Raw genomic sequence first — 23,627 nt, forward strand, 5'->3', positions numbered from 1 at the left:
GTGCTGTTGCGCGGCACTTGCCGAGTCCGTTGCGTTCGACAGCGTGGGCCGGGAATTTGATAGAAAGGACGACACCATAATGTTTAGAGAAGATTTTTTATGGGGCGGGGCTCTGGCTGCAAACCAGTGCGAGGGAGGATGGAACGAAGGCGGTCGCGGTTTAGCCAATTCCGACATGCTGCCGTTTGGCGATCAGCGCATGGACGTCATGCGGGGAGACCTTGATCCGCGTGCGTTGGCACCCGACAGCTTCTATCCCGCTCGCAAAGGCATTGATTTTTACCATAGGTACAAGCAGGATATTGAACTGTTTGCCCAGATGGGTTTTAAATGCCTGCGCTTATCGATCGCCTGGAGCCGCATTTTTCCCAAAGGAGACGAAGCCGAGCCCAATGAAGAAGGCCTTGCCTTTTACGAGGATGTTTTTAGGACGTGCCGCGCGCATGGCATTGAGCCTTTGGTGACGCTCAACCACTATGATGTCCCCATGCATCTCGTCGATGCGTATGGCGGATGGCGCGATCGCAGGTTGGTCGACCTGTTCGATCGATATTCGCGTACCGTGTTCGAGCGCTATCGGGGATTGGTCAATTATTGGCTGACCTTTAACGAGATCAACATCATGACGCAGGCGTGCTTTATGGCGGCGGGGATCATCTTCGAGCAAGGGGAGAATCGCTATGCAACGGTTCACACGGCCGTGCACCATGTATTGGTTGCGAGTGCCCGTGCGGTCGGGGCGTGTCATGAACTGTGCCCCGGGGCGAAGATCGGTTGCATGCTCAACGCAGGTGTCTTCTATCCGGCTACATGTGATCCGGACGATGTGCTGGCTGCGCAGGCTGAGAATCGCAGCCATTACATGTTTACCGACGTCCAGGTGCGCGGTGCGTACCCGAGCTATGTTCTCAAGGAATACGCCCGCCATGGTTTTGAGGTGCCCTATCGGGATGATGACCGCGAAGTACTGGCTGCAAACCTGGTCGATTTCGTCTCGTTTTCGTATTACTCGACGCGCGTCGCAAAAGCGCATGCGGAAGGTCAGTTCGATTCGAACCTTCTTCGCTCGGCGCCTAATCCGTATCTAAAACAGGAGCCTTGGGGGAGGTTTATCGACCCCAAAGGGCTGCGCGTCACCATGAATGAAATCTGGGATCGCTATCAAAAGCCGCTGTTCATCGTCGAAAACGGTTTGGGTGCTCCTGATGTGCCGGAAGATTCGGGTGAAATAGAAGACGACTATCGAGTTGAATACCTGCGGGCTCACATCGAGGCGATGAGGGAGACCGTCGAGCTCGACGGGGTGGAACTCATGGGATATACCTGTTGGGGCCCGATCGATTTGGTTTCGGTCGCCACAGGACAGATGCGTAAGCGCTACGGGTTTATCTATGTCGATCGAGACGATAGCGGTGCGGGCTCGTTTGAGAGACGTAAAAAGAAAAGCTTCGAATGGTACCGACGCGTAATAGCAAGCAATGGCGAAGACCTTGCGTAATAACGTTAAGATGGACAAATGCGCCCGTTGGGGGAATAGTCGCGCCACTTTGCTTGACAACAGGCTAAACTAGCTAATAAACATTTACTCTTCTGTTTAGATTGAATTTGCGGTCGTTTAGTTGCCGAGCCACGGGGCGGTCAAGCCACGATGCTCGGCCGCGACCGATGCTAGGGGGAACGATGGCTAAAGCAAGCGTCCGCGAGATCAGCCGCATTACCGGCTTTTCGCCCGCAACCGTGTCCAACGCGCTCAACCGCAAGCGCAGCGTGAGCGAGGAGACCGCCAAGGTCATCCTGGAGTGTGCGCAGTCGCTCGGCTACCAGCAGTCGACGCAGCTCGAGAGCATCCAGTTTGTGCTTGCGCGCAAGACGGCCGCCATCCTGGACGAGAGCACCTTCCATCCCGCGGTCATCGAGGGCGTGGAGCGCCAGGCGCGTCGCCACGGCATGAGCACGAGCTTTGTCACGCTCGACTTTAGCGATCTTGACGCTGTGCGCCCGCAGGTCGAGGGCCTGATCGCCGATCCGTCCGCCGCTATCGTGCTGATGGGTACCGAGCTGGGCGAGGAGGACTACGCCCTGTTCGCCAACGCCGCCGCCCACCTGATCGTGCTCGACGGCTGGAGCGATCGTCAATACTTTGATGCCGTGGTCATTGCCAACACCGATTCGGTGCTGCGTGCCGTGGACTACCTTATCGAGAAAGGCCACAGGCAAATCGGCTATCTGGCGGGCGACCTTCGGATCCGCAACTTTAAGGACCGCGAGCGCGGCTATCGCCAAGCGCTTGAGGACGCGGATCTTGAGGCCAACCCGACATGGCGCGTCACACTGGGCACCACGCTCGAAGGTGCTTATCGCGACATGGGCGCATGGCTCGACAGCGTCTCGCGCGACGACCTGCCGACGGCTTTCTTTGCCGAAAACGACGTGCTCGCCGTAGGCGCCATGCGCGCGCTCAACGAGCACGGTATTCGCGTGCCCGAGGATGTCTCGATCATCGGCTTTGACGACCTGTCGTTGGGCGCCTTTTCCAACCCGCCGCTCACCACGGTGCACGTTCCCAAGCACGAGGTGGGCGAGATCGCGGTGCGCCGCCTGGTGGGCAACATCCGCAATCCCAAGAGCTATACCTGCAAGACGGCCGTATCGACCTATTTTGTCGAGCGCCAAAGCGTGCGCGAGATCTAGTCGGAACGGCGCCAGACCCCAGAGCGGAAAAGTCCTTCTAGATTACCTAGAATGATTTTTCTGGGACGGGGATTTAAAACTCATTGATCCCCGTCCCGGGTAGCTCATTTGGGACGGGGCTTTTTTGACTGGTATGATTGGTGCGACCATTCGAACCAGCTAAAAGAGCCCCGTCCCAATTTAACTACCGAGAGGATCTGCCATGGAGCGTATCGCGAGTTTTTCCGTTGACCATCTGCTGCTCGAGCCCGGCGTGTATGTGAGCCGCATCGACCGCGATCCGGCGACCGGCGCCGCCGTCACCACCTTTGACCTGCGCCTGACCACGCCCAATAAGGAGCCGGTCATGAACACGGCCGAGTGCCACACCATCGAGCACCTGGGTGCCACGTTCCTTCGCAATCATGCCGAGTGGTCGAGCCGCATTGTCTACTTTGGTCCCATGGGCTGCCGCACGGGCTTTTACCTGGTTGTTTTTGGTGAGCTGACGAGCGAGGAGATTCTGCCGCTCGTGCGTGAGCTGTTCGAGTTTGTCGCCAGCTTTGAGGGCGATGTCCCCGGTGCTGCTCCTGAGGAGTGCGGTAACTACCTGGACCAGAACCTCCCCATGGCAAACTGGCTCGCACGCCGCTACCTTGACCGCGACCTGGCCGATATCGACGAGAAGCACCTGCACTATCAGCAGGCGTAAGGCTGCTGGCAGGAATAGCGTTTGCGCCAGAAGCGCTCCCGCTCTTTGCGGAGCGCTTTTTTATACCGAGTGCTCAAAACAGAATGAGATTGTTCTAGAATGTTCATACTGTCACACAAACGAACAGGAGCGAACATGCATATCTACTCTGTCTCTGATCCCGAGTTCAAGTCCTATGGCAACGTTTGGGATAACGTTCCGTCCGAGCTTACGTCGCCCGTGCTCGAGGCACTTGCCTCCACGCCCATCCCCGAGGGCAGCAAGTATGTGGCCTCCGCGCCCGAGCTCGAGGGTGTCATGGATGCCGATAAGCTGGGCTTTCTCATGTTTGGCGGTCGTCCCTTCCAGCTGGGCTGGTGCAACGGCCACAACACGCGTCTCAACTGCCTGGAGTACCACCGCGCGAGCGAGTTCAACCTGGGCGCCCGCGACTTTATCCTGCTCGTGGCGCATCGCTGGGAGATCGAGGACGGCAAGCTCGATACCGCGTGCGTCAAGGCGTTCCGCGTGCCGGCCGGCACGCTTGTTGAGGTTTTCAACACCACGCTTCACTACACGCCCTGCATGGTCGACGACGGCGGCTTCCAGGTGATGGTGGCGCTGCCCGCCGGCACCAACGGCCCGCGCCCCGAGGCTGCAGCCGACGTGCCTGCGGCCGGCGACAGCTACTGCTACTGGAAGGCTGACAAGTGGGTCCTCTGCCACGCCGACAGCCCCAAGGCTGCCGAGGGCGGCTACGTAGGCCTCATCGGCAAGAACCTCGACATCACCGTGGACTAGAATCTTCCGTCTCGATCTGTAACATCTAGCGGGCTAAATCGTCTCTACCTGTTACAGATTTAGACAAACTGCAGGGGACAGACCGAACAATCTCGATCTGTAACACCAGGCCCGGTTTTGACGGCCTACCTGTTACAGATCGAGACAAACGGGCCCAAACCACCACAAAGGTGCCTGTCCCCATTGCGGTGGCTGCCTAGAGTTGGCTGCGCAGATAGTCAGCCATATATGGAACGGCGAAACGCACGTAACCGCGGCGCGCCTGTTCGATTACGCCGGCGTCGATGAGGCGCCGGCGATACTTTTGCGCATAGTCGGGTGTGACTGACATACGTTTCGCTACATCGGAAATGCGCGAAACGGCGTCTTCGTCATCAGTCATTGCGTCGAGAAACGCGACGTCTTGGTCCGATAGCGCGGCGAGCGTCGTTTCACAAACATCGTTTTCGAAATCGGCTTTTGACGCTTCGATAGCTCCGTCGACTTGCTCTGGCGTTACGTGTTCTCCTGTCTTGCAGCGATTGCCGATGTTATAGCCGATGAGCTGCAGCATATAGGGCGAGCCTTGGGTTGCGCGAGCGGCACGGAGGCGAAGATCGCCTGGAATATCAAGGTCGAGCTCTTCGAAAGCCCGCTGATAATAGGCATCGACATCTCCGACTGAAAGCGGTTCGAGCGTGACCTTGCGTGCGCGGTTGAGAAATGTCAGTACGCGGTCGTTGAGTGTCGCGGAGACTGCTCCCGGGAGGCCCGCCATGACGAGCGCGACGTTGAGCCCCTCGCCGACCAGCTCTTGATAGGCGGTGACGAGCTGTCTGATCTCGGGCGAATTGGCCTGGAGCTCATCGATGAGGATGAGGATGCCGTGTCCCTGCTCGGTCAGCTTGCGCGCCAGCTGCGTGAGCTTGAACTGGAAGCTTTTGGTTTCCTGCACATCGCGCGTGAACTCAAGGCCGGCTGAGAAGCCGAAGACGCTCAGGCTGCCGCCCGCAAGTTTGGGGAGACGATGCTTGTTGGCGTAGGGCTCGCCCGCTTCCTGGATCTTCTCAACAATGCGCTCGAGCATATCCTCGGAGGCTACGGTGGGCGTGGCGACAACAAAGCCGAGCTTGCGTGCGCGATCGGCAAGTTCCCACAGCAGAACCGTTTTGCCGCTGCCTCGCTGGCCGAGCATGAGCATAGCCCGGTCTCGATTGCCCGGCTCCTGCTCAAGGCCGGAGATGAATATCGAAATCACGCTCCCGCGCCCCACCAGATAGGACGGGCGATTTCCAAATGAGGGGGAGAAGATGGTTTCAGTCATGAGTCTCCTTTCCTTTTTTTCCTATTTTTTCCTTTTTTCCCTATTCAGTCAAATATCCCGCCGGCGAAGGCGGCTACGTAGGCCTCATCGGCAAGAACCTCGACATCGCCTGCGACTAGAATCTTCTGTCTCAATCTATAACATCTAGCGGGCTAAATCGTCTCTACCTGTTACAGATCGAGACAAACCGTAGAGGGCCGCCCGAAAATCTCAATCTGTAACACCAGGCTCGGTTTTGGCGGCCTACCTGTTACAGATCGAGACAAAACGGGCCCAAACCACCACAAAGGTGCCTGTCCCCTTTGTGGTGGTTTGGGCAGGCGGGTATCAAAAAGTGTCAGACGGGGGCGGCTGCCGAGCGCCCGCGTGCGAAAAGAAGTGTCGACCTGCGCCGCTGTCGTTGGGCGAGGCCCTATTTGCGGGGATACTGAAACCACGACAAGCGGCGTATGAAAGGATTGATGCATGGCTTTCCGTAAAGACTTCCTGTGGGGCGGCGCGACGGCTGCTAACCAGTGCGAGGGCGCCTACAACGTGGACGGCCGCGGCCTGGCCAACGTGGACGTGGCTCCGCACGGCCCCGAGCGCTATGCGGTGGTCTCCGGCCAGCGCAAGATGCTCGACTTCGAGGACGGCTATTACTATCCCGCGCAGACCGGCATCGATTTCTATCACCACTACAAGGAGGACATCGCCCTCTTTGCCGAGATGGGCTTTAAGACCTTCCGCATGAGCCTGGCGTGGACCCGCATCTTCCCCAACGGCGACGAGACCGAGCCCAACGAGGCTGGCCTGGCCTTCTACGAGGACGTGTTCCGCGAGTGTCAGGCGCACGGCATCGAGCCGCTCGTGACCATCACGCACTTCGACTGCCCGATTCACCTCATCAAGGAGTATGGCGGCTGGCGCAACCGCAAGCTCATCGACTTCTACAAGAACCTCGCGACCACGATCTTCACCCGCTATAAGGGTCTGGTGAAGTACTGGCTTACCTTTAACGAGATCAATATGATTCTGCACCTGCCGTTTATGGGTGCCGGCCTGGTCTTTGAGGAGGGCGAGAACAAGGAGGCTGTCGAGTACCTGGCCGCTCACAACGAGCTCGTCGCCAGCGCTTGGGCAACCAAGATTGCCCACGAGATCGACCCCGAGGTCAAGATCGGCTGCATGCTCGCCGCAGGTAGCTACTACCCCTACAGCTGCCGTCCGGGCGATGTGCGCCAGGCGCAGCTCGACAATCAGGACAATTACTTCTTCATCGATGTTCAGAGCCGTGGCTACTACCCGGCCTATGCCGTCAAGAAGCTCGAGCGTCTGGGTATCGATGTGGGCATGACCGACGAGGACCGCGAGATCCTGGCCGCCAACACCGTCGATTTCATCAGCTTTAGCTACTACAGCACCCGTTGCTCCGCCGGTGCCGATAACCCCGATGTCGAGCGCACCCAGGGCAACGCCTTCGCCGGCGCCAAGAACCCCTACCTGCAGGAGAGCCAGTGGGGCTGGGCCATCGATCCGCTGGGCTTCCGTATTACGCTCAACGACCTGTACGACCGTTATCAGAAGCCGCTGTTTGTGGTTGAGAACGGTCTGGGCGCCAAGGATGTTGTCGAAGAGGATGGTTCCATCAACGACGACTACCGTATCGACTTCCTGCGTCAGCATATTGCCGCGATGCGCGATGCGGTGACCGAGGACGGCGTTGACCTGCTGGGCTACACCACCTGGGGCCCGATCGACCTGGTCTCGGCCGGCACGGGCGAGATGTCCAAGCGCTACGGCTTTATCTATGTGGACCGCGACGACGCCGGCAACGGCACCCTCAAGCGCTCCAAGAAGAAGAGCTTCGACTGGTACAAGAAGGTTATCGCTTCTAATGGTGAGGACCTTTCCTAAGGAAGCTGAGACACTCAACTTCATAGCCTCCTGACCAAGGAGCCCGGCGAGCAGTTAATGCTTGCCGGGCGCCTTGCCGTCTGCGGATTTTGGGACATGCGGCCCGCTTTTTCGACCCATCTGTCGGTACACTAAAAGCACTATGGGTACCCGCGAGCGACATACTGGCCATGCGGCCGCCCGATCCGCACCCGTGGCGGATCCCAGGGGTGGCAGGCTCTTCGCCATGCCGCGATTCCTTGTTGGCATAACACATCAGGTGTACCGTCACCGCGTCTTCGCTATCGCCGGCGCCATCACCGCGCTGTTCCTCATGCTTTTGGCAGTCTTGCCGGCGCTGTTCGCCTTCGAACCCAAACTTTCTAACGCCGTGCCTGCCTATAGCGAGGCGTCCGAAGAGGTCGTGGATGCGCTCGTCCATTCGAGCTCTCTCCCGTTGCTTGTCGCCGCAATTGTATTTTCGATTTGGGGCGTATCGGTCTATCTGCGCTGTTTGGACTACGTGTTGCGCCGCCGCCTTGTTGCCATCGCCACCATCTGCGCCCTGTGGATGATCGAAGTCATTCTCAAGTACAAGTCGTTCACGCCGTTCTATGCCACCGAGCTGTGGTACCTGTACTACGTGCCCATGACGCTCATTCCGCTGCTCTACCAGTTGTGTGGTCTGCGCCTTGCAGGCCTGGAACAACACCGCCTGGGTCGCCGCTACTGCGCTGCGCTGTGGATTGTGGCCATCCTGCTTATCGGATTTGTGCTCATCAACGATTTTCACCAGCAGGTCTTTCGCTTTGACCGCACAAGCGACACCTGGAGCAACGATTACACGTACGGCTGGGGTTATTTCGCCGTCCTCGTGTGGACGGCCTTTGACTTCGTGGCCTTTTTTATCCTGGTTGGTCGGTCCTCATCCTTTCGCATCCAGCGTTTCTCGGGCACGGCGGCGCTCGTACTGCTGGGTGGCGCATTCTTTGCCATTTCGTATGCGTTGCGCGTGCCCTGGGCATGGAGGCTCAACTTTTCGCTCGTCTATTGCGTCCTGTGCGTGGTGGCGATGGAAATCTGTCTCGATTGCGGTGTCATTCCGTCGTATCACGACATCGCCGGCATCTTCGACACCTTACCGCTCGACCTCAAAGTTCTAACGCGCGACCTGCAGGAGGTCTATGCCACGCCGGTGTCAAAGCCAATGCCGGTAGGCGTGCGCGAGGAGTTGCGGACCCAGGAGCACGGCCGCGCCCATGCCTTTGCCGTGGCGTCCGATCCCGATGTAATGTATCGCGCCTTTCCGCTGCTGGGTGGATCGGCGCTGCTTGCCCAAGACGTGTCGGAGCTCAACGAGCTTAACCGTGAACTGGCACATCGTCGCATGGAGCTGCAGCGTCAAAACGAGCTGCTCGCCGCCGACTACGACCTTAAGACGCATTTGGCAGATCAAGAAGCCGAGACCTTGCTGGTCCAAGACGTGGACCAAGCGCTTGCCCGCGCGCTCGAAGGGATGTACGACCTGCTGAGCTCGCTGCCGCCGTTGACCGACGAAGCGTCTTCGCACGAGCGTTACCGCATGCTGCAGCGCGCCAAGATGCTCGTCGCCTATTGCAAGCGCAAGGGGTCGCTCACGTTGGCGCAGCACGGGGAGAGCGGTTTTGATCGCGACCGTATTCAGCTCATTGCCAACGAGCTCGCAAGCGACCTGCGCACCATCGATATCGATTGCGCCTCGATTATCGCCATACGGCGCCCGTTGCACGCCAGTACGGTAAGCGCCCTGTACGACTGCGTGTACGACTTTGCGTTTTTTGCCTACACCACCGACCATCCGGCGCTTATGTATCACTTGGGCGACCATGACCGATGCAGTGTCGAGCTGCGTGCCACGTTATTTTCCAACGATGATGAAGATCTTTCGCAGACGCCCGCTGCGCAAGAGCTCGAAAGCGCTCTGCAAGGGCGCAACGTGGCATACCGCTTTGAGGGCGAGCCCGGCCAGCTGCGCATGATCGTCTTGATGCCGAGGGCGGGTGAGTGACGATGCAGATTTCGCTCATCCTTCCCCAAATTGTTGCGCTCGATGTTGTCTTTGCCCTGGCTGCGTGTCTGCAGACGATCCACGTCCCGCTCATCGCATCGCGCCGCTCGTCCTATAACCGTAAGGTGATTTGCGCCTACGAGGCGAGCCTTGTGCTTCACCTGATGATTTCGGCGCTCATCTTATTCGCGTCGTCTGGCTCGTATCTGGTGGCGCCGCTTGACGTTTGCGCCAGGGCAATGGGCGGAGCGTTGTGGCTCAATGCCGCGATCTTTGCCTATGGCGTGGTACTTATGGTGCACTATCGTCGCCCCGTCATGCTGGTCGAGCTGCTGCTTGTTGTCGCCGTTACACCACCGGTGGTTTTTGCCATGGGCTCGGCGTGGACCGTTGTCCTTATCGCAGAGGGAGCGTTCTTCCTGTTCCGTTCCATCGCGGCGCTCTTGATGGACGTCCGCAACCGCCAGGAGGATATCACCATGTTCTCGACGATCGAGACCATCAACGTGATTCCCGTGGGCATCCTGTATCTAGACCCGAGGGGCCGTCCGCTGCTCATGAACCGCTGCATGCGCAAAAACCTGGTGGAACTTCATATGCCCACCGACCTAGGCGACATGAGCGGCACGTGGATCGACCTGCGCAAACTGAGCATGCAAATGCCCGAAAGCAGCAGAAACCGTGTGAGGATTAATCTGGACCGCTTTGGTGGGGCGCGTGCGGTGGTCGAGGTCTCTCCCGCCGAGATTCGCCTATTTGTGCGCGATCGTGTTATGGTTTCGGGCCGTTCGTTCGAGCGCATTATCGGTCTTGATGTGACAGAGTACGCGCATGCTCATGACCGCCTGGCGCAAGCCAACCACCTGCTTGAGCTTGCGGGCCAAGAGCTCCAAGCCCAGATCGAAGAAGTCAAAAAAGTTGCCGACAACGCGGCCTATCTGCGTATGCGCGCTCGCGTGCACGACGTGATCGGGCAGCGCCTGTCCATTCTTCATCGCTATTTGGAGGAGGGGCGTCTGGACGATGAGTCGATCGAGCAGATTGATCCGTTGCTGCGCTCAATTGCTGCCGATCTGCGCAGCGGGGGCGACACCGAACCGGCAGAGCAACTGGGAGATATCGTCCATGCTTTTGGTCTGGTGAGTGTGCAGATCGATGTTGAGGGTGCGCTGCCTGAGGACGCGCGTGTCGCCGCCGCATTTTTGCAGATTATCCGCGAGGCCTCGACCAATGCCACCAAGCATGCACAGGCCCATCAGGTCCATGTGCGCCTGTGGCAGGAGGGGGCGGATGCTGGCGCCGTCGCGCGCATGACGATTTCTAACGACGGGTCCCCGGCCCCCGTATCGTATCGCGAGGGAACGGGTATCCCAGGTATGAGGCATGTCGCGCAAGATCTGGGTGGCAGCCTAGAGGTCCACGCCGCCCCGCCCTTTACGCTTACGGTAACCATTCCGCTTACGCCCAACGCTGCTGTTCGGAGGAGAAGCTCATGATCCGCGTGTTAATTGTCGAAGACCAGGCCATCCTGCGCGAGAGCCTGGCGCGCTCCGTTGGCGACCAGCCCGATATGACCGTTGTTTCCGCCATCGCCGATGCCTCCGAGGCCTTGGGCGTCGCGCTCAAGGAGCGCCCGGACATGATACTGATGGACGTATGCACCGAGCATGATTCCAACGGCATCGTGGCGGCGGCGCGCATCAAGGAGCAACTGCCCGAGTGCCGCATCATTATCATGACCGGCATGCCCGAAATCACCTTTGTCGATCAGGCCCGCGAGGCGGGCGTCGATAGCTTTGTGTACAAGAACGTCGGTATCGACGAGCTGTTCGCCGTGATGCGCTCCACGCTGGCGGGCTATTGCACGTTTCCCAAGCCGCCCGAGAGCATTTTTTCGGGTACGGCGGCACTCGACGATGTCGAGCTGTCGATTTTGCGCCTTGCCTGCGAGGGCAAGAGCCGCCGCGAGATCGCGGCCGAGCTGTTTATGAGTGAGGGCACCATCAAGCGCCGCATCTCGGAGATCCTAAGCAAGACCGGCTACGACAACATCATGCGCCTGGCCGTGCATGCGGTGACCGAGGGCAGCATCGTTCCCAATATGGAGCGCTAGCGCTCGTTACGCATCGGCATAAAAACGACGGGGCCGCAGGATCAACTCCTGCGGCCCCGCCTGGCAAGTGCGCGGATGTGTCCGCCAATCCGCGGCTGATGTTACGTGCCGTTACGCGATGGTCGCGGTGTAGGAAGCGACGTCCTCGTAGGAATCGGTCAGGTAGGCGTCGATGCCGATGGTCGTGTTGACCAGGTCGTCAAGGCTGTCAAGTTCGCCGCTCGAGAACGTGAACTCCTCGGTGGCGTTGGTGCCGGGCATCAGGTGAGCCGAGAACCAGGGTTCCTTCATGGTGCCGTTGACGTTGGTCTTGCCGGAAGGAGCGTAGAAGGTCAGGTCCTTGTCGCTCTTGTTGGTGATGTTGACGACAAAGCCGATGTCGCCCCAGTCGTCCTTGAACTTCTCGGTGATGGTGATGGTGCACAGATCGTCATCGGCGACGGTGACGGCGGGGGAGATTTCGACGCTCTGGACGTCGTCGTCTTCGACGGCCTCATCGATCTCCTCTTCCTTCTCGGCCGCCTCGCGATCCTTCTTCACCGTACCGGACAGATCCTTGTCGGACTTCGTAAAGATAAGCTTGTCGCCGTCCACCTCGAGGACGAGCTTGTCGTCCTTGAGCTTCAGGTCGTGCGACTCATCTTCGGCGGTAATCGTTACGGTGGTGGCGTCCTTGGCCTCCCATTTCAGGTCGGCGACCTCAAGGAACATGTCGAGGACGCCCGTGCCGTCTTCGTCGAGGATCAGGATACAGTTGAGGCCCCACTCCTTGAGCATATCCATGTACTCATCGGTGAGCTCTTCGCCGTCCAAGGTTCCACCCGAGTACTGCCAACTGCCGACGAAGTTGGCCTTGGGGTCTTTGCCGCCGCCGCTGCAGCCCGTCAGGGCAAAGGCGAGCGCCAGGACGCATGTCAGAAATGCGAGTACGGACTTTTTGAACGTTGTCTTCATGGTGTCCTCCTTCTTGTGTGAAAGCCCATAGAAGCAAATGCGGGGGTGGCGGACCCCCCCCGCCAATTACCAGATAGAGGGGTTAGGGCCGGGGCGTTCCGCAGTTGCTGCAGAACTTGCCGCCGTTTTCGCTGCCGCAGTTGGGGCAGAACCACTTGGCCGGTGCCGGGGCGGGTGCGGGACTGCCGCACTCGGGGCAGAACTTGCCGGTGTTGGTGGCGCCGCAGCTGCAGGTCCACGTACCGGCCGCGGGGGCGGCGGCGGGAGCCGGTGCGGGGGCGGGCGCCGGAGCCGGTTGCGGGGCGGCCTGCTGCTGTGCCTGGCCGGCGGCGAACAGCTGGCTGGCGTTCATGCCGCCCATGCCACCTGCCATGCCCATGCCCATAAAGCCGGCCATCGCGCCGTTGGGGTTGGCCGCTGCCGCGCGCATCGCATCGCTCTGGGCGCTGGCAATGTTGGCTGCCGCCATGGTGGGATCGCGCATGACCGCGGCTTTCTGCAGGTCCTTGATCATCTGCTCGTCCTCTTGCGAGGCGGCGATGGAGTTGACGCCAAAGCTCACGATCTCGACGCCGCGCAGGTCGCGCCAGTCGGCCGAGAGGACCTCGTTGAGCGCGCGGGCGAGCTCGGCGGTGTGACCGGGGATGGCGCTGTAGCGAATGCCCATCTCCGAGATCTTGGCAAAGGCGGGCTGCAGGGCGGTGAGCAGCTCGGACTTAAGCTGGCTGTCGATCTTATCGCGCGTGTAGCTATCGGTCACGTTGCCGCACACGTTGGTGTAGAACAGCAGCGGGTTGGTGATGCGGTACGAATACTCGCCGTTGCAGCGAACGGAGATGTCGACATCCAGGCCAATGTTGTTATCGACCACGCGGAAGGGTACAGGCGAGGCGGTGCCGTACTTGTTGCCGATGATCTCCTTGGTGTTAATGAAGTAGACGCGCTGGTCTTTGCCCGCGTCGCCGCCAAAGGTAAAGCGGCTGCCGATATTGGCGAACGTCTCCTTGATGGAGTCGCCCAGGTTGCCGCTAAAGACGCTCGGCTCGCTGCCGGTGTCAAAGACAAACTCGCCAGGCTCCAGCGCGACCTCGATGATCTTGCCGTTTTGCACCACGAGCATGCCCTGGCCGTCGTTGACGGCGATGACGGAGCCGTTGGAGATAACGTTGTCCTCGCCGCGCGTGTTGGAGCTGCGACCGCCGGTGCGCTTGCTGCCCTTGCAGGCTAAGACGTCAGCGGGCATCGATTCGCAATAGATAAATTCCTTCCACTGGTCGGCCATGACGCCGCCGGCAGCTCCCAATCCAGCTTTCAAGAGTCCCATGGTGATCTTCCTTTCTCGTCAAAGGCCGGGTGGTATTGGTCAGAATGGCTAATCGTCCTTGTTGTCCTTCATGACAACGGTGGTCTCGGTGTGGCTGAAGGTGTCGTGCTTCTCGGTCAGGTCGAGCTCGCCACAGTAGCAGTCGGCGTGGGTTGCCTCGTTGGCCGTCTTGAGCTGGCCTACCAGCAGCACGTCTGCGATGACCACGATGATCAACGGCGCGACGATGTTGATGAGGATGCCCTCGACATCAAAGGTGAGGTAGTCCGGATCGAAGGCATTCCCACCCATAAAGAGAATCTGGGAGAGGACAAACCCGATCACAAAGAACAGCACCGAGGCGATGACGAGCTTTGGCTTGGAGCAGGGAAGCTCGCCGACCATGCGGCCGGTTTGGCCGTTCATGGCAAACAGGTAGCTCTTGCCATTCCACGAGGTTGAAAGCATCCACACGGGGAACAGGGCGTAGTCGCTGTCTTCCCAGGTGTAGTCGAGCTGCTTGCTTTCGACCGTGGCATCATCGTATTCGTCGACGACGGTCTCGCGCAGGGCCGAAATCGTACTTTCTTCCATACGACGCTCAGCGCGCGCCTTGCAGGTTTCGCAATCCTCGTCGTAGCGGTTGGCGATGTAGCCGGGCATATAGGCGACCGAGAACGGGCGCAGCGCGTCGTAGTCAAACGGCTCGATGGCGTCCATATGGCCGTCGGGCATCTTGGACGATCCGTCGACGGGCACGCGCTCAAACGAGATATTGCCCTTACGGTAGGCGTCGTAGTGGTCGGTGGTCGTGACGGTGCGGTCGGATTCCTCGGTTACGGTCTCGTTGGTCGCATCAAAGCACACTTCACCGTCCACGCGGGCGCCGTAAAGCCAAAACGGCACGTAAACGCCTTGGACCTCGTCGATGTGGTTGCCGGTGACAAAACTCTTGGGCAGCAAGATCTTGCCCTTGTAGTGTTCCTTGAGTGCGGCCATGACATCGTCGCGCCCGAGCTTAAACGGGATCACCAGGTCGGGTGAGAAGTCGCCCGAGAGCTGGCCGGGTGCCACGGCGGAGTTGCCACAGTACGGGCAGGTGGTGACGGCGACAGTGCCGTCGGACACGAGCTCGGCGCCGCACGACGAGCAGATGTAGCCGGCGTTTTGAGCCAGCTCCTGCACGGCATCGTCGACAGCAGGCTTGGGGGCCGCGGCTGCGGCATCGGCTTTGGCATCTGCCTTGTCCTGGCGCTCGCGATAGAGGGCCTCGACTTCTTCGACTTCAAAACGCGAATCGCAGTAGTCGCAGACGAGCTTTTGCTCGGCACTGGCAAAGTGAAGGGGGCCGCCGCACGCGGGACACTGATAGTTAACGCTCTCGAAGGCCATGATCGGTCCTTTCCGTGCCGGAGGCTATGCGCCGATGGCGCCGCCACAGTATTCGCAGCGCCCACTGGCATCGGGAATGGTGGTGGCTCCGCAGAAGGGGCAGGTGACCGCGGTCTTGGGGGCCTTGGCGGCCACGACGCTGTCGCGCGTTTCCTGACGCAGCTGCACCAGCGCGTCGCGGACCTCGGTTGCCTGGCGCTTGGCCTCGCGGTATTCGATGGAACCGCGCTGATCGATGGTGGAGTCGTTCACGCGCAGGTTGATCTCGGTAAAGTACGGCGTGTTGACGTGGATGGTCAAGTTAAAGTCGTAATCCAGGTCGTAGCGCGGCGGGTTGTAGCTCTCGCGCTCGCCGTCCTTGGTCTCGCGATAAATCTCGGTGCGATGCTCGTCGATATCCATATCGCAGCCGAGTACCTGCGAGAACTCGATAATGTCGGGGTTGGCGTCGCGCCAGCGGCTCTGCGAGGTAATGATCAGCAGGCCCGCGTCTTCGTCGAGCATGATGTTGGTGCGCCCGGCAGAGAGCGTGCGCGTGGGGTTGAACGACGCCAGGCGCTCGGCATTGACCTCGCGGTAGGCGAGTTGCTCGCGGATATCGTCCGCGGTGCTGGAACGATAGCCGTGAAAGAAGGGGGAGAGCTTGCCGACGCACTCTTTGCACAGGTAGCCTTCGTTGATCTTGGTCTTTCCCAAAAGTCCCAGCTCGGTACCGCAAATCGCGCACTCTTTCTTCTCGAACATCTTGTCAAAGAAGCCCATGGCTGCCTCCCATCAACTGGTAGCGTGTGTCACTTTTGATGATGGGGGAGCAGGCAATCTTTCACGATACCCAGACGGCTCAACGAGTCTCCACAACTGGGACACATGGCCCATTTTTTGACTAGTCGTTGGGGACGTTCTCAAACGACTAGTCGCGGGGCCACTCATTGGGGACGTACTTAAATGAGTGGTAGTTGGAGACACTCCTGGCCGAGCTAGAGATCGCGCGCGTCCCTTCTGGTCCATGCGGCTCAAAATCGCGGCGTGATGTGGACGGCTGGGGTCGAATTGGCAACATTTCGAGCCTGGCTTCGATATTGAGACTGGTTCTTTATTAAAATAGATTTCCAGACAATTGAGCAGCTGGGGGTTAACCATGAGGGGCATGGGAGACACAACCGCATATTTGCGTCGGGGCATTCGGGAGATTATATGCCTGGCGCTGTTCTTCTTCACGTTTTTGGCGTGCGAGTATCTTTTTGATGTGCGCATGGCCGAGTTCGTGTCTCCGAACGAGGTCGTTATTTATGAGAGCCTTGTCATCGGCGCGAGCGTGATTGGCTTTTTTGTGCGTCCCATTCTGTACTATCGCCGTCCCCATGCTATCGACGCAACGAGTGACGTCACGGGCGTTTTGCTGGTGGCGGCATTGCTGCTGTTGATTATGGCGGTTCAGGTTGAGGTGGTAATTGCCGGCGGTTTGGTGGCGTGCTGCGCGCTGGGCTACTGCGGATCGACTGCCCATGCAAATTTTGCGAGGCGCTTTGCGCGAACGCCCTGCTTGGCGCGCGCCGCCGCACTTTCTTACGCCATGGGCGTTCTGGTGCAGGTTCTCAACCACATGGTGATGCCTGTCGGCATTCCTCAGCAGGCTGTTCTGGTCGTCTGTGCGATCGCGCAGGTGGCGTTGCTCCACGGTGCCCGACGCGCCAAGCTGCGCGACGAGTCCGATCCCAACTTTGAACCCAGTGCTGCCGGGCTTTCGGTAGATGCTCTGGAATATGGCGCCAAGTGGCATGACGATCCCGAGGCAAAGGCGGCATTCCGTCGCGCCGTAGTTCGCCTGACCGTGGCGACGGCGTATCTTTCCAGCGTATTCGCCGCTCTCAACGCGGGCTTCACGACCCTGCATGCTGTCGGAGCCGTCGATTTGGGCGATTGGCCGCGCCTGCTGCTTGTCGTGAGCTCGTTGGTCGCTGGCGCACTATTTGACCTGCACGGCCGCTCGTATATGAATATCGGCATGACGTGTGCCGCCATACTGTCCACGCTTTCGTTCTTTGTGCTCATCGTCGATGGCAATGGCGGCAACGAGCTTGCTGCCACGATCATCTTTTATCTGGGCTCGGGCTTTTTCGTGGTGTTCTTTACCACAAAATATGCCGCCGTCTCGCTCTATGCGCGCTGGTCATATTTTTGGCCGTGCATGGGTCGCGTCGTCAACAACGTGTGCTCGATGTTCGTGACGGCGCCGGCAGTGGCGATTATCTCGAGTCAAAATGTGCTGGCTGCGGTCGGTGCGGCGCTCGTGATGTTTGTGGGCATTGCGATTACGCTGCTGGGGCAGTTGGGGCAACGAGCCGATGATGCCGCGATGCGGGACGGACTGCCGCTTGCCACCGACGATCTTGGTGGGGATCTTGCGCCCACATGCTCCGACCCCGAGCCCGTGGAGGCAGCGGAGCTCACGTCCGATGAACGCCTCGATGCTTTCGTCGCCACCTTTGGGCTTACAGAGCGCGAGCGCGATATTCTTGAGGTCTTGGTCGTTTCGGACCAGAGCGTTCAGGACATCGCCACAACGCTCTTTCTTTCGCGCTCCACGCTCTACCGCCACATTTCCTCGATCAACAAAAAGGCCGGTACCGCCTCGCGTGTAGCCCTTATCAACTTCTTCTGGTCCTGGACGCCCAAGGACTAGCTAATCCTCCAATAAGTTGCGGTGGAATAGTCCCTAAATTAAAGTCACGAGGCTTTAAACAGGAACTATTTCACCGCAATTGCTGAGGGGATAGATTGCGGCGGCGGCAGAGGCAACGGCAGCGGCAGGGGCGCTGGCAGCTGTGGTAGTGGCAACGGCAGCTGGCAGGGTGTTTTCCGTCTACTTGCTACAGCAGCTCGCCGTGGCGGGCAATGTAGCGGCGCTTTGCCAGCTGGGTGAGCGCGATGTAGGCAGAGACGATGCCGATGAGCAGCGCGAAGAAGCTCGTCGGCAGCGGCATGAGGCCCAGTGCATCGGCGATGGGGCTTGCCGGCAGACAGGTGACGAGCGCCAGGCCCAGCACGGTAAGAACGCACAATGCGGGCGCGGCGTGGTCGCGCGGGCTCGGCAGATGCGGGGAGCGCAACATGTGGACCACGAGTGTCTGCGACCACATGGACTCGACAAACCAGCTGCTCTGGAAGAGCGCAGCAAAGGTCGCCATACCCGCGACGTCGCCCGCGGCGGCAAGCTCGGACCAGCTTGCGTCCACGGCGGCGGGGCACACGACAAAGAAGAGCGCGGCGAAGGTCACGATGTCAAACAGCGAGCTCACGGGGCCCAGCTCGAGCATAAAGCCCTTGATGGACGCGGCGTCCCAGGCACGCGGGCGGGCAGTCCAGGCGTCATCGACGGTGTCCCACGGCAGTGCGATGCACACGATCTCGTAGACCAGCGACAGCAGTACCAGCTGCAGGGCGCTCATGGGCAAAAACGGCAAGAACAGGCTCGCGACGGTCACGGACAGCACATTGCCAAAGTTGGAGCTCACCGTGGTCTTGAGGTACTTGAGCAGGTTGCCGTAGGTGCGGCGGCCTTCGATGATGCCGCGCTCGAGCACGCCCAGGTCCTTCTGAAGCAAGATGATATCGGCGGATTCCTTGGCAATATCGACGGCTGAATCGACCGAGATGCCGCAATCGCTCGCACGCATGGCGGCGGCGTCGTTGATGCCGTCGCCCATAAAGCCCACGGTGTGGCCGAGCATCTCGCGCATGACACGTACCAGGCGCGCCTTCTGCAGCGGCGAGAGCTTGGCGAAGAGGTGGGTTTTCTCGGCGCGCTCGGCAAGTTCGGCGTCATCGAGCGCATCGATCTCGGAGCCGAGCAAGACGTTGCTCGCATCGATACCAATCTGCTCGCAGACGGTGGCGGCGACGCGGTCGTTGTCGCCGGTTAGGACCTTGACCGCCACGCCCTTGGCCTCGAGGGTGGCGACGGCGCCCGCGGCACTTGCTTTGGGCGGATCGAGGAAGGCCAAAAAGCCCATCAGCACCATGTCGCACTCGTCGGCGATGCCAAACTCGCCCACGCAGCGCGGATTGGTCTTCTGCGCCACGGCAATTACGCGTAGGCCCTCGGCGTTAAGTCCGGCGATCTGCTTGCGAATCTGGGCGAGCTTCTCGTCGGTGAGCGGCTGAGCGATGCCATCGATCTCGACAAAGGAGCAGATCTCGAGCATTTCCTCGGCAGCTCCCTTGGTAACCATCTGGGTTTTGCCCTGGGCGTCGGCTACAACTACGCTCAGGCGACGGCGCGAGAAATCGAAGGGCACCTCGTCGACCTTGGTATAGCGGTCGCGCAGGCTCTGGCCCAGCATGGAATCGGGTGCGACGGTCGAGGGTGTCACATCGGCACGGTCGATTACGGCCAGGTCGATAAGGTTCTTGAGGCCGGTCTGGAAGAAGCTGTTCAAAAACGCATGGCGCAGCACACGTGCGTCTTCGTTGCCGTCGGTGCTGAGATAGCGCTCGAGCACGATGCGGTCTTCGGTGAGGGTGCCGGTCTTGTCGCAGCACAGGACGTCCATCGCTCCGAGGTTTTGAATCGCCGGCAGCTCCTTGACGATAACCTGGCGACGGGCGAGGTCCTTGGCGCCCTGCGACAGGCTCGTGGTCACGATGACGGGAAGCATCTGCGGCGTGATGCCCACGGCCACGCTCGTGGCGAACAGCAGCGCGTCGATGACGTTGCCCTTGGTGGCGGCGTTGATGGCAAAGACGGCCGGCGCCATAACGAGCATCAGGCGCACCAGCAGCATGGAGACGCTCGAGACGCCGCGGTCAAACGCGCTTTTTTCGCCGCGCCCGTTGAGCATCTTGGCGATGCCGCCCAGGTAGGTGTCCGAGCCGGTGGCAACGACAAGCGCCATGGCGGCGCCGTTTTGCACGGAGGTGCCGGTAAAGACGATGTTCTTGCAGGCAGAGAGTGGCAGTGCGGAGCCGTCGGCGCCCTCGACGACGGTGACGGCGGTGGTCTTCTCGACGGCCTCGCTCTCGCCGGTGAGTGCGGACTCGATCACAAACAGGTCGCGCGCGGTGATGATGCGGGCGTCTGCTGGCACCATATCGCCGGCAGAGAGGCGGATTACATCGCCGGGGACGAGCTCGTCGAAGGGGATCTCGATGCGCCCGCCGTCGCGCAGGGCGGTGCAAGTGTTGGAGACCAGGTCCTTAAGGGCCTCGGCCGCATTGCCGCTGCGGGCTTCCTGGATAAACTTCATACCGCCCGATACCAGCAGCATGATGCCGATGACGATGACCGTGGAGGGGTCGCGCTGCGGCTCGGGTACGGCGAGCACGTCGATGTAGAGCGAGACCAGCGCGAGCGCGGCGAGGATGCCGGCGAAGGGATCGATGAACGCGTCGGCGATGCGGCGGGCGAGCGTTTTGGTCGTTGCCTCGATGGTGTTGGGGCCGACGGCGTTCAGGCGCTCAGTTGCCTGCTCGACGGTGAGGCCGTTTGCCGTGGCGTCAAGCAGTACGAGGGCGTCCTCGGCACTATGGGTGGCGGCGAATATGGTGTTCTTGGATAGGCCGGTATGAGCGGCAGGGCGCGCCGTGCGGCGGCGCTTGGAGATGGCTTCGAGTACCGTGACGGTTTTGAGCATCAGCATAGGGTCCTCCTTGTTGAGGGGAGTTAGCGTACGTGTCGTATTTGCTTCAAAAAACCTAGATGTCGCTCACGTCAAGCTCTTGAGCCCACAAAGGGTGCAGCGCGCCTTTGTGGTGGTTTTGGCGATCTGCCGGTGGCGTTTATGCGTGTGCGGAGTCCTCGCGGCGTGCCGAGGGCGACATGCAGGTTTTTCGACTAGGACTGCCTTCCATGGCACACCTCCTAAAGGCTGAGCGCAGCGCGCTTTGGGTATCTCGTACCCCTTTTTAATCCGCCCGCATTCTTGATGAGGGGGTTTGACATGTCAACCCCATTGTTCGGAAAACCATTTCCCCTGACAAAGCCTTTACAGAATGCCGTGGCCCCAAAGCGCGCCCGCATCGACGCTTCGCCTGCGCTAAACTGGAAGGCACGTACGCGATTACGAGAGGAGCCCGCATGGAGGCTTACAAGCAAGAGTTCATCAAGTTTATGGTCGAGTCCGACGTTCTTAAGTTCGGCAGCTTTACGCTCAAGAGCGGCCGTCAGTCCCCGTTCTTTATGAACGCCGGCGCTTACGTGACGGGCTATCAGCTCAAGAAGCTGGGCGAGTATTACGCCCAAGCCATCCACGATAACTTTGGCGACGACTTTGATGTGCTGTTTGGACCGGCCTACAAGGGTATTCCGCTGGCCGTCGTGACCGCAATTGCCTACCACGAGCTGTACGGCAAGGAGGTCAAGTACTGCTGCGACCGCAAGGAGGCCAAGGACCACGGTGCCGATAAGGGCAACCTGCTGGGTTATGAGCCCAAGGACGGCGACCGTGTGGTCATGGTCGAGGACGTTACCACCAGCGGCAAGTCCATCGACGAGACCTATCCCAAGGTCAAGGCTGCTGCCGATGTCGAGATCAAGGGCCTGATCGTGTCCCTCAACCGCATGGAGGTCGGCAAGGGCGGTGTGACCACCGCGCAGAAGGAGATCGAGGCCAAGTACGGTTTCCCCGTCGCGAGCATCGTCTCCATGGCCGAGGTCGTCGAGACCCTCTATAACCACGAGATCGACGGCAAGGTCGTCATCGATGACGAGCTCAAGACCGCCATCGACGCCTACTACGAGCAGTACGGAGCTCAGGAGTAGTTACGGCGTTTTACCAAACGCCGTAACCGGTCGACGCTGCGCGGGCCGCATTTGGACAATCTGACGTTCAACTTCAAGGGCGCGACCAGAAGGTCAGCGCCCTTTCGTTTCACGTCACCTTGTCTCAAATGCGACCCGCTCGCTGGCGTTGCCAAAACATCGGCGTTGCCGTGGTAGTCATTGGTAGTCATTGGGGACGTTCATAAATGACTACTCAGGAATGAGCGTGGATAATCTCCCGTTTTTGGCCTGTGTGCGGGCTCAAAGTGGGAGATTATCCGCGCTCGCTTTAATTTGCCTGGGTTGCGATGCCTATCTAATCGGCTCGGCGTCTTCCCTGAGAATCGAAAGATACTCTTCATACCCGTACTGCCGGTATCTCTGTCTTGACTCGTCGAGCGGACGGAGGATACCCAATTCTTCAAATGATTTGACGAGCGAGCTCGCGGTACTCCTGCCGATATCGAGTTGGGCAGCGATGAATGCGGTGTCGACGATGGGGTGCTCTTCAAGAATGCCCAACAGCCTTTGCCCGTTTGCAGCAGTCCTTCCGAGATTTTCGGTAATGGTTGCTGTGGAACGGTTATGGAGGTCAACAAGGTTATTTAAAGACCCTACCGAGTCCTTCGCACTTTCGAGAAGACTGTTGCAGAAAAACTCTATCCATTCCTCGTAAGTGCCTCTCTCCCTTACGGATGTGAGTTGCCGGTAGTACTCGCTTCGATTTTTCTTGAACTGGAACGATGGATAGAACAAGCAAGAATGAAGAACGCCATCATTGATGAGCATAAGTGTAATGAGAAGCCTGCCCAGGCGACCGTTTCCGTCTAGGAATGGATGGGCAGTTTCAAATTGGTAATGGACGAGCGCCGCCCGCACAATCGGATCCATTTCGACTTGAGGCTCATTGATAAAGCGTTCGAGGTCCTGGAGCGTGTTACTCAAATCTTCAATGTTTGGAGGGACAAACGATGCGGTTGCAATGGTGCAGCCTGAGGGGCCAATCCAGTTTTGTGAGGAGCGCAGCTCGCCTGGATTCTTCTCCGTTCCGCGCACTCCGTCCAGCAGGACCGCATGAACTTGCCTAAGAAGTCTCGTGCACAAGGGCATCTTTTTGAGCAGTTCTACGCCGCGGTCGACAGCACGGACGTAATTCACGACGTCTGCGACATCTTTATGATGGAGTTGTGTTTGCGATGGACTAAGTAGGTCGTCAAACGTGCACTGGGTTCCCTCAATTTGCGAAGAAAGGAGTGCTTCTTTGCGCACGTACATTGTCAGATACATATCGGCGTTGGGAACAAAGTAGAGCATGCCTTCAAGCTCTCCAAGCTTTCGTGAGCATGCGGAAAGCGTGCGATAGGTTTCCTCGGTGAGGTTTAGCTGCCTCAATGATTGCAAGGGCGTTGGAAAAAACGAATAGTAAGCCAATTTCCCCGATAGATTATTGCGGAGCGTTCCCTGGCCGTTCTCCTCGATTTGCATCGCGCCCTCCATATCTTTAGTGCCGGAAACTCGTTATTAGGCCAATCATATCAATTCTAATAACGAGTTTAAGGATTAAATAGTTATTAGAATTGATGTAAACAATCTAATGATGAGAAGTCGTTATTACTTGACCATGGAGCTCGGCTTGGTACAGGGGGGTGTTCCTATAGTTTTGTCAACTGGGAAATGCTCTCCGTGCGACCGAATCGCGGCATGCTGACGCCAAGCCA

Annotated in this window: 17 protein-coding genes; 10 read left to right on the forward strand and 7 right to left on the reverse strand. The window is 59.2% G+C overall.

Features of this window, described 5'->3' with window-relative positions; all coding sequences use genetic code 11:
• The first annotated feature begins 79 nt into the window (after positions 1-79).
• From AB5202_RS05225 to AB5202_RS05240, 4 genes are all read left to right on the forward strand, one after another.
• Entirely contained in the window at positions 80-1,498 is a 1,419-nt protein-coding gene (locus AB5202_RS05225; RefSeq protein ID WP_040360109.1) for a 6-phospho-beta-glucosidase, read from the forward strand.
• Positions 1,499-1,680: 182 nt separating this feature from the next.
• Positions 1,681-2,691, forward strand: coding sequence for a LacI family DNA-binding transcriptional regulator (locus AB5202_RS05230; RefSeq protein ID WP_368143678.1), 1,011 nt, complete (start codon positions 1,681-1,683; stop codon positions 2,689-2,691).
• 202 nt (positions 2,692-2,893) lie between these two features.
• Positions 2,894-3,382, forward strand: a complete 489-nt coding sequence (locus AB5202_RS05235; RefSeq protein WP_099432485.1) for an S-ribosylhomocysteine lyase — start codon at positions 2,894-2,896, stop codon at positions 3,380-3,382.
• A gap of 135 nt (positions 3,383-3,517) precedes the next feature.
• Positions 3,518-4,162, forward strand: a complete 645-nt coding sequence (locus AB5202_RS05240; RefSeq protein WP_368143677.1) for a DUF4867 family protein — start codon at positions 3,518-3,520, stop codon at positions 4,160-4,162.
• Positions 4,163-4,358: 196 nt separating this feature from the next.
• On the opposite strand, the gene AB5202_RS05245 is transcribed toward AB5202_RS05240, so the two are convergent.
• Positions 4,359-5,465 carry an ATP-binding protein gene (locus tag AB5202_RS05245; RefSeq protein WP_368143676.1) on the reverse strand — a complete coding sequence of 369 codons (1,107 nt, stop codon included), beginning with the start codon at positions 5,463-5,465 and terminating at the stop codon, positions 4,359-4,361.
• A 465-nt stretch (positions 5,466-5,930) separates the two neighbouring features.
• On the opposite strand from AB5202_RS05245, the gene AB5202_RS05250 reads away from it, so the two are divergent.
• From AB5202_RS05250 to AB5202_RS05265, 4 genes are all read left to right on the forward strand, one after another.
• The gene (locus AB5202_RS05250) at positions 5,931-7,361 is read left to right on the forward strand and encodes a 6-phospho-beta-glucosidase (RefSeq protein ID WP_368143675.1); all 1,431 of its coding nucleotides are present in this window, start codon (positions 5,931-5,933) and stop codon (positions 7,359-7,361) included.
• 226 nt (positions 7,362-7,587) lie between these two features.
• Entirely contained in the window at positions 7,588-9,387 is a 1,800-nt protein-coding gene (locus tag AB5202_RS05255) for a histidine kinase N-terminal 7TM domain-containing protein (RefSeq protein ID WP_368143674.1), read from the forward strand.
• A 2-nt stretch (positions 9,388-9,389) separates the two neighbouring features.
• Positions 9,390-10,883, forward strand: coding sequence for a sensor histidine kinase (locus tag AB5202_RS05260; protein WP_368143697.1), 1,494 nt, complete (start codon positions 9,390-9,392; stop codon positions 10,881-10,883).
• Positions 10,880-11,500, forward strand: a complete 621-nt coding sequence (locus tag AB5202_RS05265) for a response regulator (RefSeq protein ID WP_195919558.1) — start codon at positions 10,880-10,882, stop codon at positions 11,498-11,500. Before AB5202_RS05260 ends, AB5202_RS05265 begins: the two co-directional genes overlap by 4 nt.
• Before the next feature lie 111 nt (positions 11,501-11,611).
• On the opposite strand, the gene AB5202_RS05270 is transcribed toward AB5202_RS05265, so the two are convergent.
• From AB5202_RS05270 to AB5202_RS05285, 4 genes are all read right to left on the reverse strand, one after another.
• Complete coding sequence (locus AB5202_RS05270) at positions 11,612-12,454, reverse strand: hypothetical protein (protein WP_368143673.1); 843 nt, start codon at positions 12,452-12,454, stop codon at positions 11,612-11,614.
• An 82-nt stretch (positions 12,455-12,536) separates the two neighbouring features.
• A complete protein-coding gene (locus AB5202_RS05275) occupies positions 12,537-13,778 on the reverse strand; it encodes an SPFH domain-containing protein (protein WP_368143672.1) in 1,242 nt (413 codons plus the stop codon).
• A gap of 48 nt (positions 13,779-13,826) precedes the next feature.
• Complete coding sequence (locus AB5202_RS05280; RefSeq protein ID WP_368143671.1) at positions 13,827-15,149, reverse strand: hypothetical protein; 1,323 nt, start codon at positions 15,147-15,149, stop codon at positions 13,827-13,829.
• A 24-nt stretch (positions 15,150-15,173) separates the two neighbouring features.
• Positions 15,174-15,911, reverse strand: coding sequence for a DUF4428 domain-containing protein (locus tag AB5202_RS05285; RefSeq protein WP_368143670.1), 738 nt, complete (start codon positions 15,909-15,911; stop codon positions 15,174-15,176).
• Between the two features lie 385 nt (positions 15,912-16,296).
• Between AB5202_RS05285 and AB5202_RS05290 the strand changes: the two genes are divergently transcribed.
• A complete protein-coding gene (locus AB5202_RS05290; protein WP_368147488.1) occupies positions 16,297-17,832 on the forward strand; it encodes a helix-turn-helix transcriptional regulator in 1,536 nt (511 codons plus the stop codon).
• A 187-nt stretch (positions 17,833-18,019) separates the two neighbouring features.
• On the opposite strand, the gene mgtA is transcribed toward AB5202_RS05290, so the two are convergent.
• On the reverse strand, positions 18,020-20,788 hold the full coding sequence (mgtA, locus tag AB5202_RS05295) for a magnesium-translocating P-type ATPase (RefSeq protein WP_368143668.1): 2,769 nt from the start codon (positions 20,786-20,788) through the stop codon (positions 18,020-18,022).
• 437 nt (positions 20,789-21,225) lie between these two features.
• Between mgtA and pyrE the strand changes: the two genes are divergently transcribed.
• Positions 21,226-21,909: an orotate phosphoribosyltransferase gene (pyrE, locus tag AB5202_RS05300; protein ID WP_161145429.1), complete on the forward strand. Its 684-nt coding sequence runs from the start codon at positions 21,226-21,228 to the stop codon at positions 21,907-21,909.
• A 312-nt stretch (positions 21,910-22,221) separates the two neighbouring features.
• On the opposite strand, the gene AB5202_RS05305 is transcribed toward pyrE, so the two are convergent.
• Positions 22,222-23,394: a Fic family protein gene (locus AB5202_RS05305; protein ID WP_368143667.1), complete on the reverse strand. Its 1,173-nt coding sequence runs from the start codon at positions 23,392-23,394 to the stop codon at positions 22,222-22,224.
• Positions 23,395-23,627: the final 233 nt, after the last annotated feature.

It is taken from the genome of Collinsella aerofaciens (assembly GCF_040915545.1).
Classification (GTDB): domain Bacteria; phylum Actinomycetota; class Coriobacteriia; order Coriobacteriales; family Coriobacteriaceae; genus Collinsella; species Collinsella aerofaciens_BE.

Coding starts and splice junctions, on each gene's coding strand:
- AB5202_RS05250 (WP_368143675.1), top strand. CDS start 5,931: ATGGCTTTCCGTAAAGACTTCCTGTGGGGCGGCGCGACGGCTGCTAAC.
- AB5202_RS05240 (WP_368143677.1), top strand. CDS start 3,518: ATGCATATCTACTCTGTCTCTGATCCCGAGTTCAAGTCCTATGGCAAC.
- AB5202_RS05285 (WP_368143670.1), bottom strand. CDS start 15,911: ATGGGCTTCTTTGACAAGATGTTCGAGAAGAAAGAGTGCGCGATTTGC.
- AB5202_RS05280 (WP_368143671.1), bottom strand. CDS start 15,149: ATGGCCTTCGAGAGCGTTAACTATCAGTGTCCCGCGTGCGGCGGCCCC.
- AB5202_RS05255 (WP_368143674.1), top strand. CDS start 7,588: ATGCCGCGATTCCTTGTTGGCATAACACATCAGGTGTACCGTCACCGC.
- AB5202_RS05270 (WP_368143673.1), bottom strand. CDS start 12,454: ATGAAGACAACGTTCAAAAAGTCCGTACTCGCATTTCTGACATGCGTC.
- AB5202_RS05275 (WP_368143672.1), bottom strand. CDS start 13,778: ATGGGACTCTTGAAAGCTGGATTGGGAGCTGCCGGCGGCGTCATGGCC.
- AB5202_RS05230 (WP_368143678.1), top strand. CDS start 1,681: ATGGCTAAAGCAAGCGTCCGCGAGATCAGCCGCATTACCGGCTTTTCG.
- AB5202_RS05265 (WP_195919558.1), top strand. CDS start 10,880: ATGATCCGCGTGTTAATTGTCGAAGACCAGGCCATCCTGCGCGAGAGC.
- AB5202_RS05305 (WP_368143667.1), bottom strand. CDS start 23,394: ATGCAAATCGAGGAGAACGGCCAGGGAACGCTCCGCAATAATCTATCG.
- AB5202_RS05225 (WP_040360109.1), top strand. CDS start 80: ATGTTTAGAGAAGATTTTTTATGGGGCGGGGCTCTGGCTGCAAACCAG.
- AB5202_RS05290 (WP_368147488.1), top strand. CDS start 16,297: ATGGGAGACACAACCGCATATTTGCGTCGGGGCATTCGGGAGATTATA.
- pyrE (WP_161145429.1), top strand. CDS start 21,226: ATGGAGGCTTACAAGCAAGAGTTCATCAAGTTTATGGTCGAGTCCGAC.
- mgtA (WP_368143668.1), bottom strand. CDS start 20,788: ATGCTGATGCTCAAAACCGTCACGGTACTCGAAGCCATCTCCAAGCGC.
- AB5202_RS05235 (WP_099432485.1), top strand. CDS start 2,894: ATGGAGCGTATCGCGAGTTTTTCCGTTGACCATCTGCTGCTCGAGCCC.
- AB5202_RS05260 (WP_368143697.1), top strand. CDS start 9,390: ATGCAGATTTCGCTCATCCTTCCCCAAATTGTTGCGCTCGATGTTGTC.
- AB5202_RS05245 (WP_368143676.1), bottom strand. CDS start 5,465: ATGACTGAAACCATCTTCTCCCCCTCATTTGGAAATCGCCCGTCCTAT.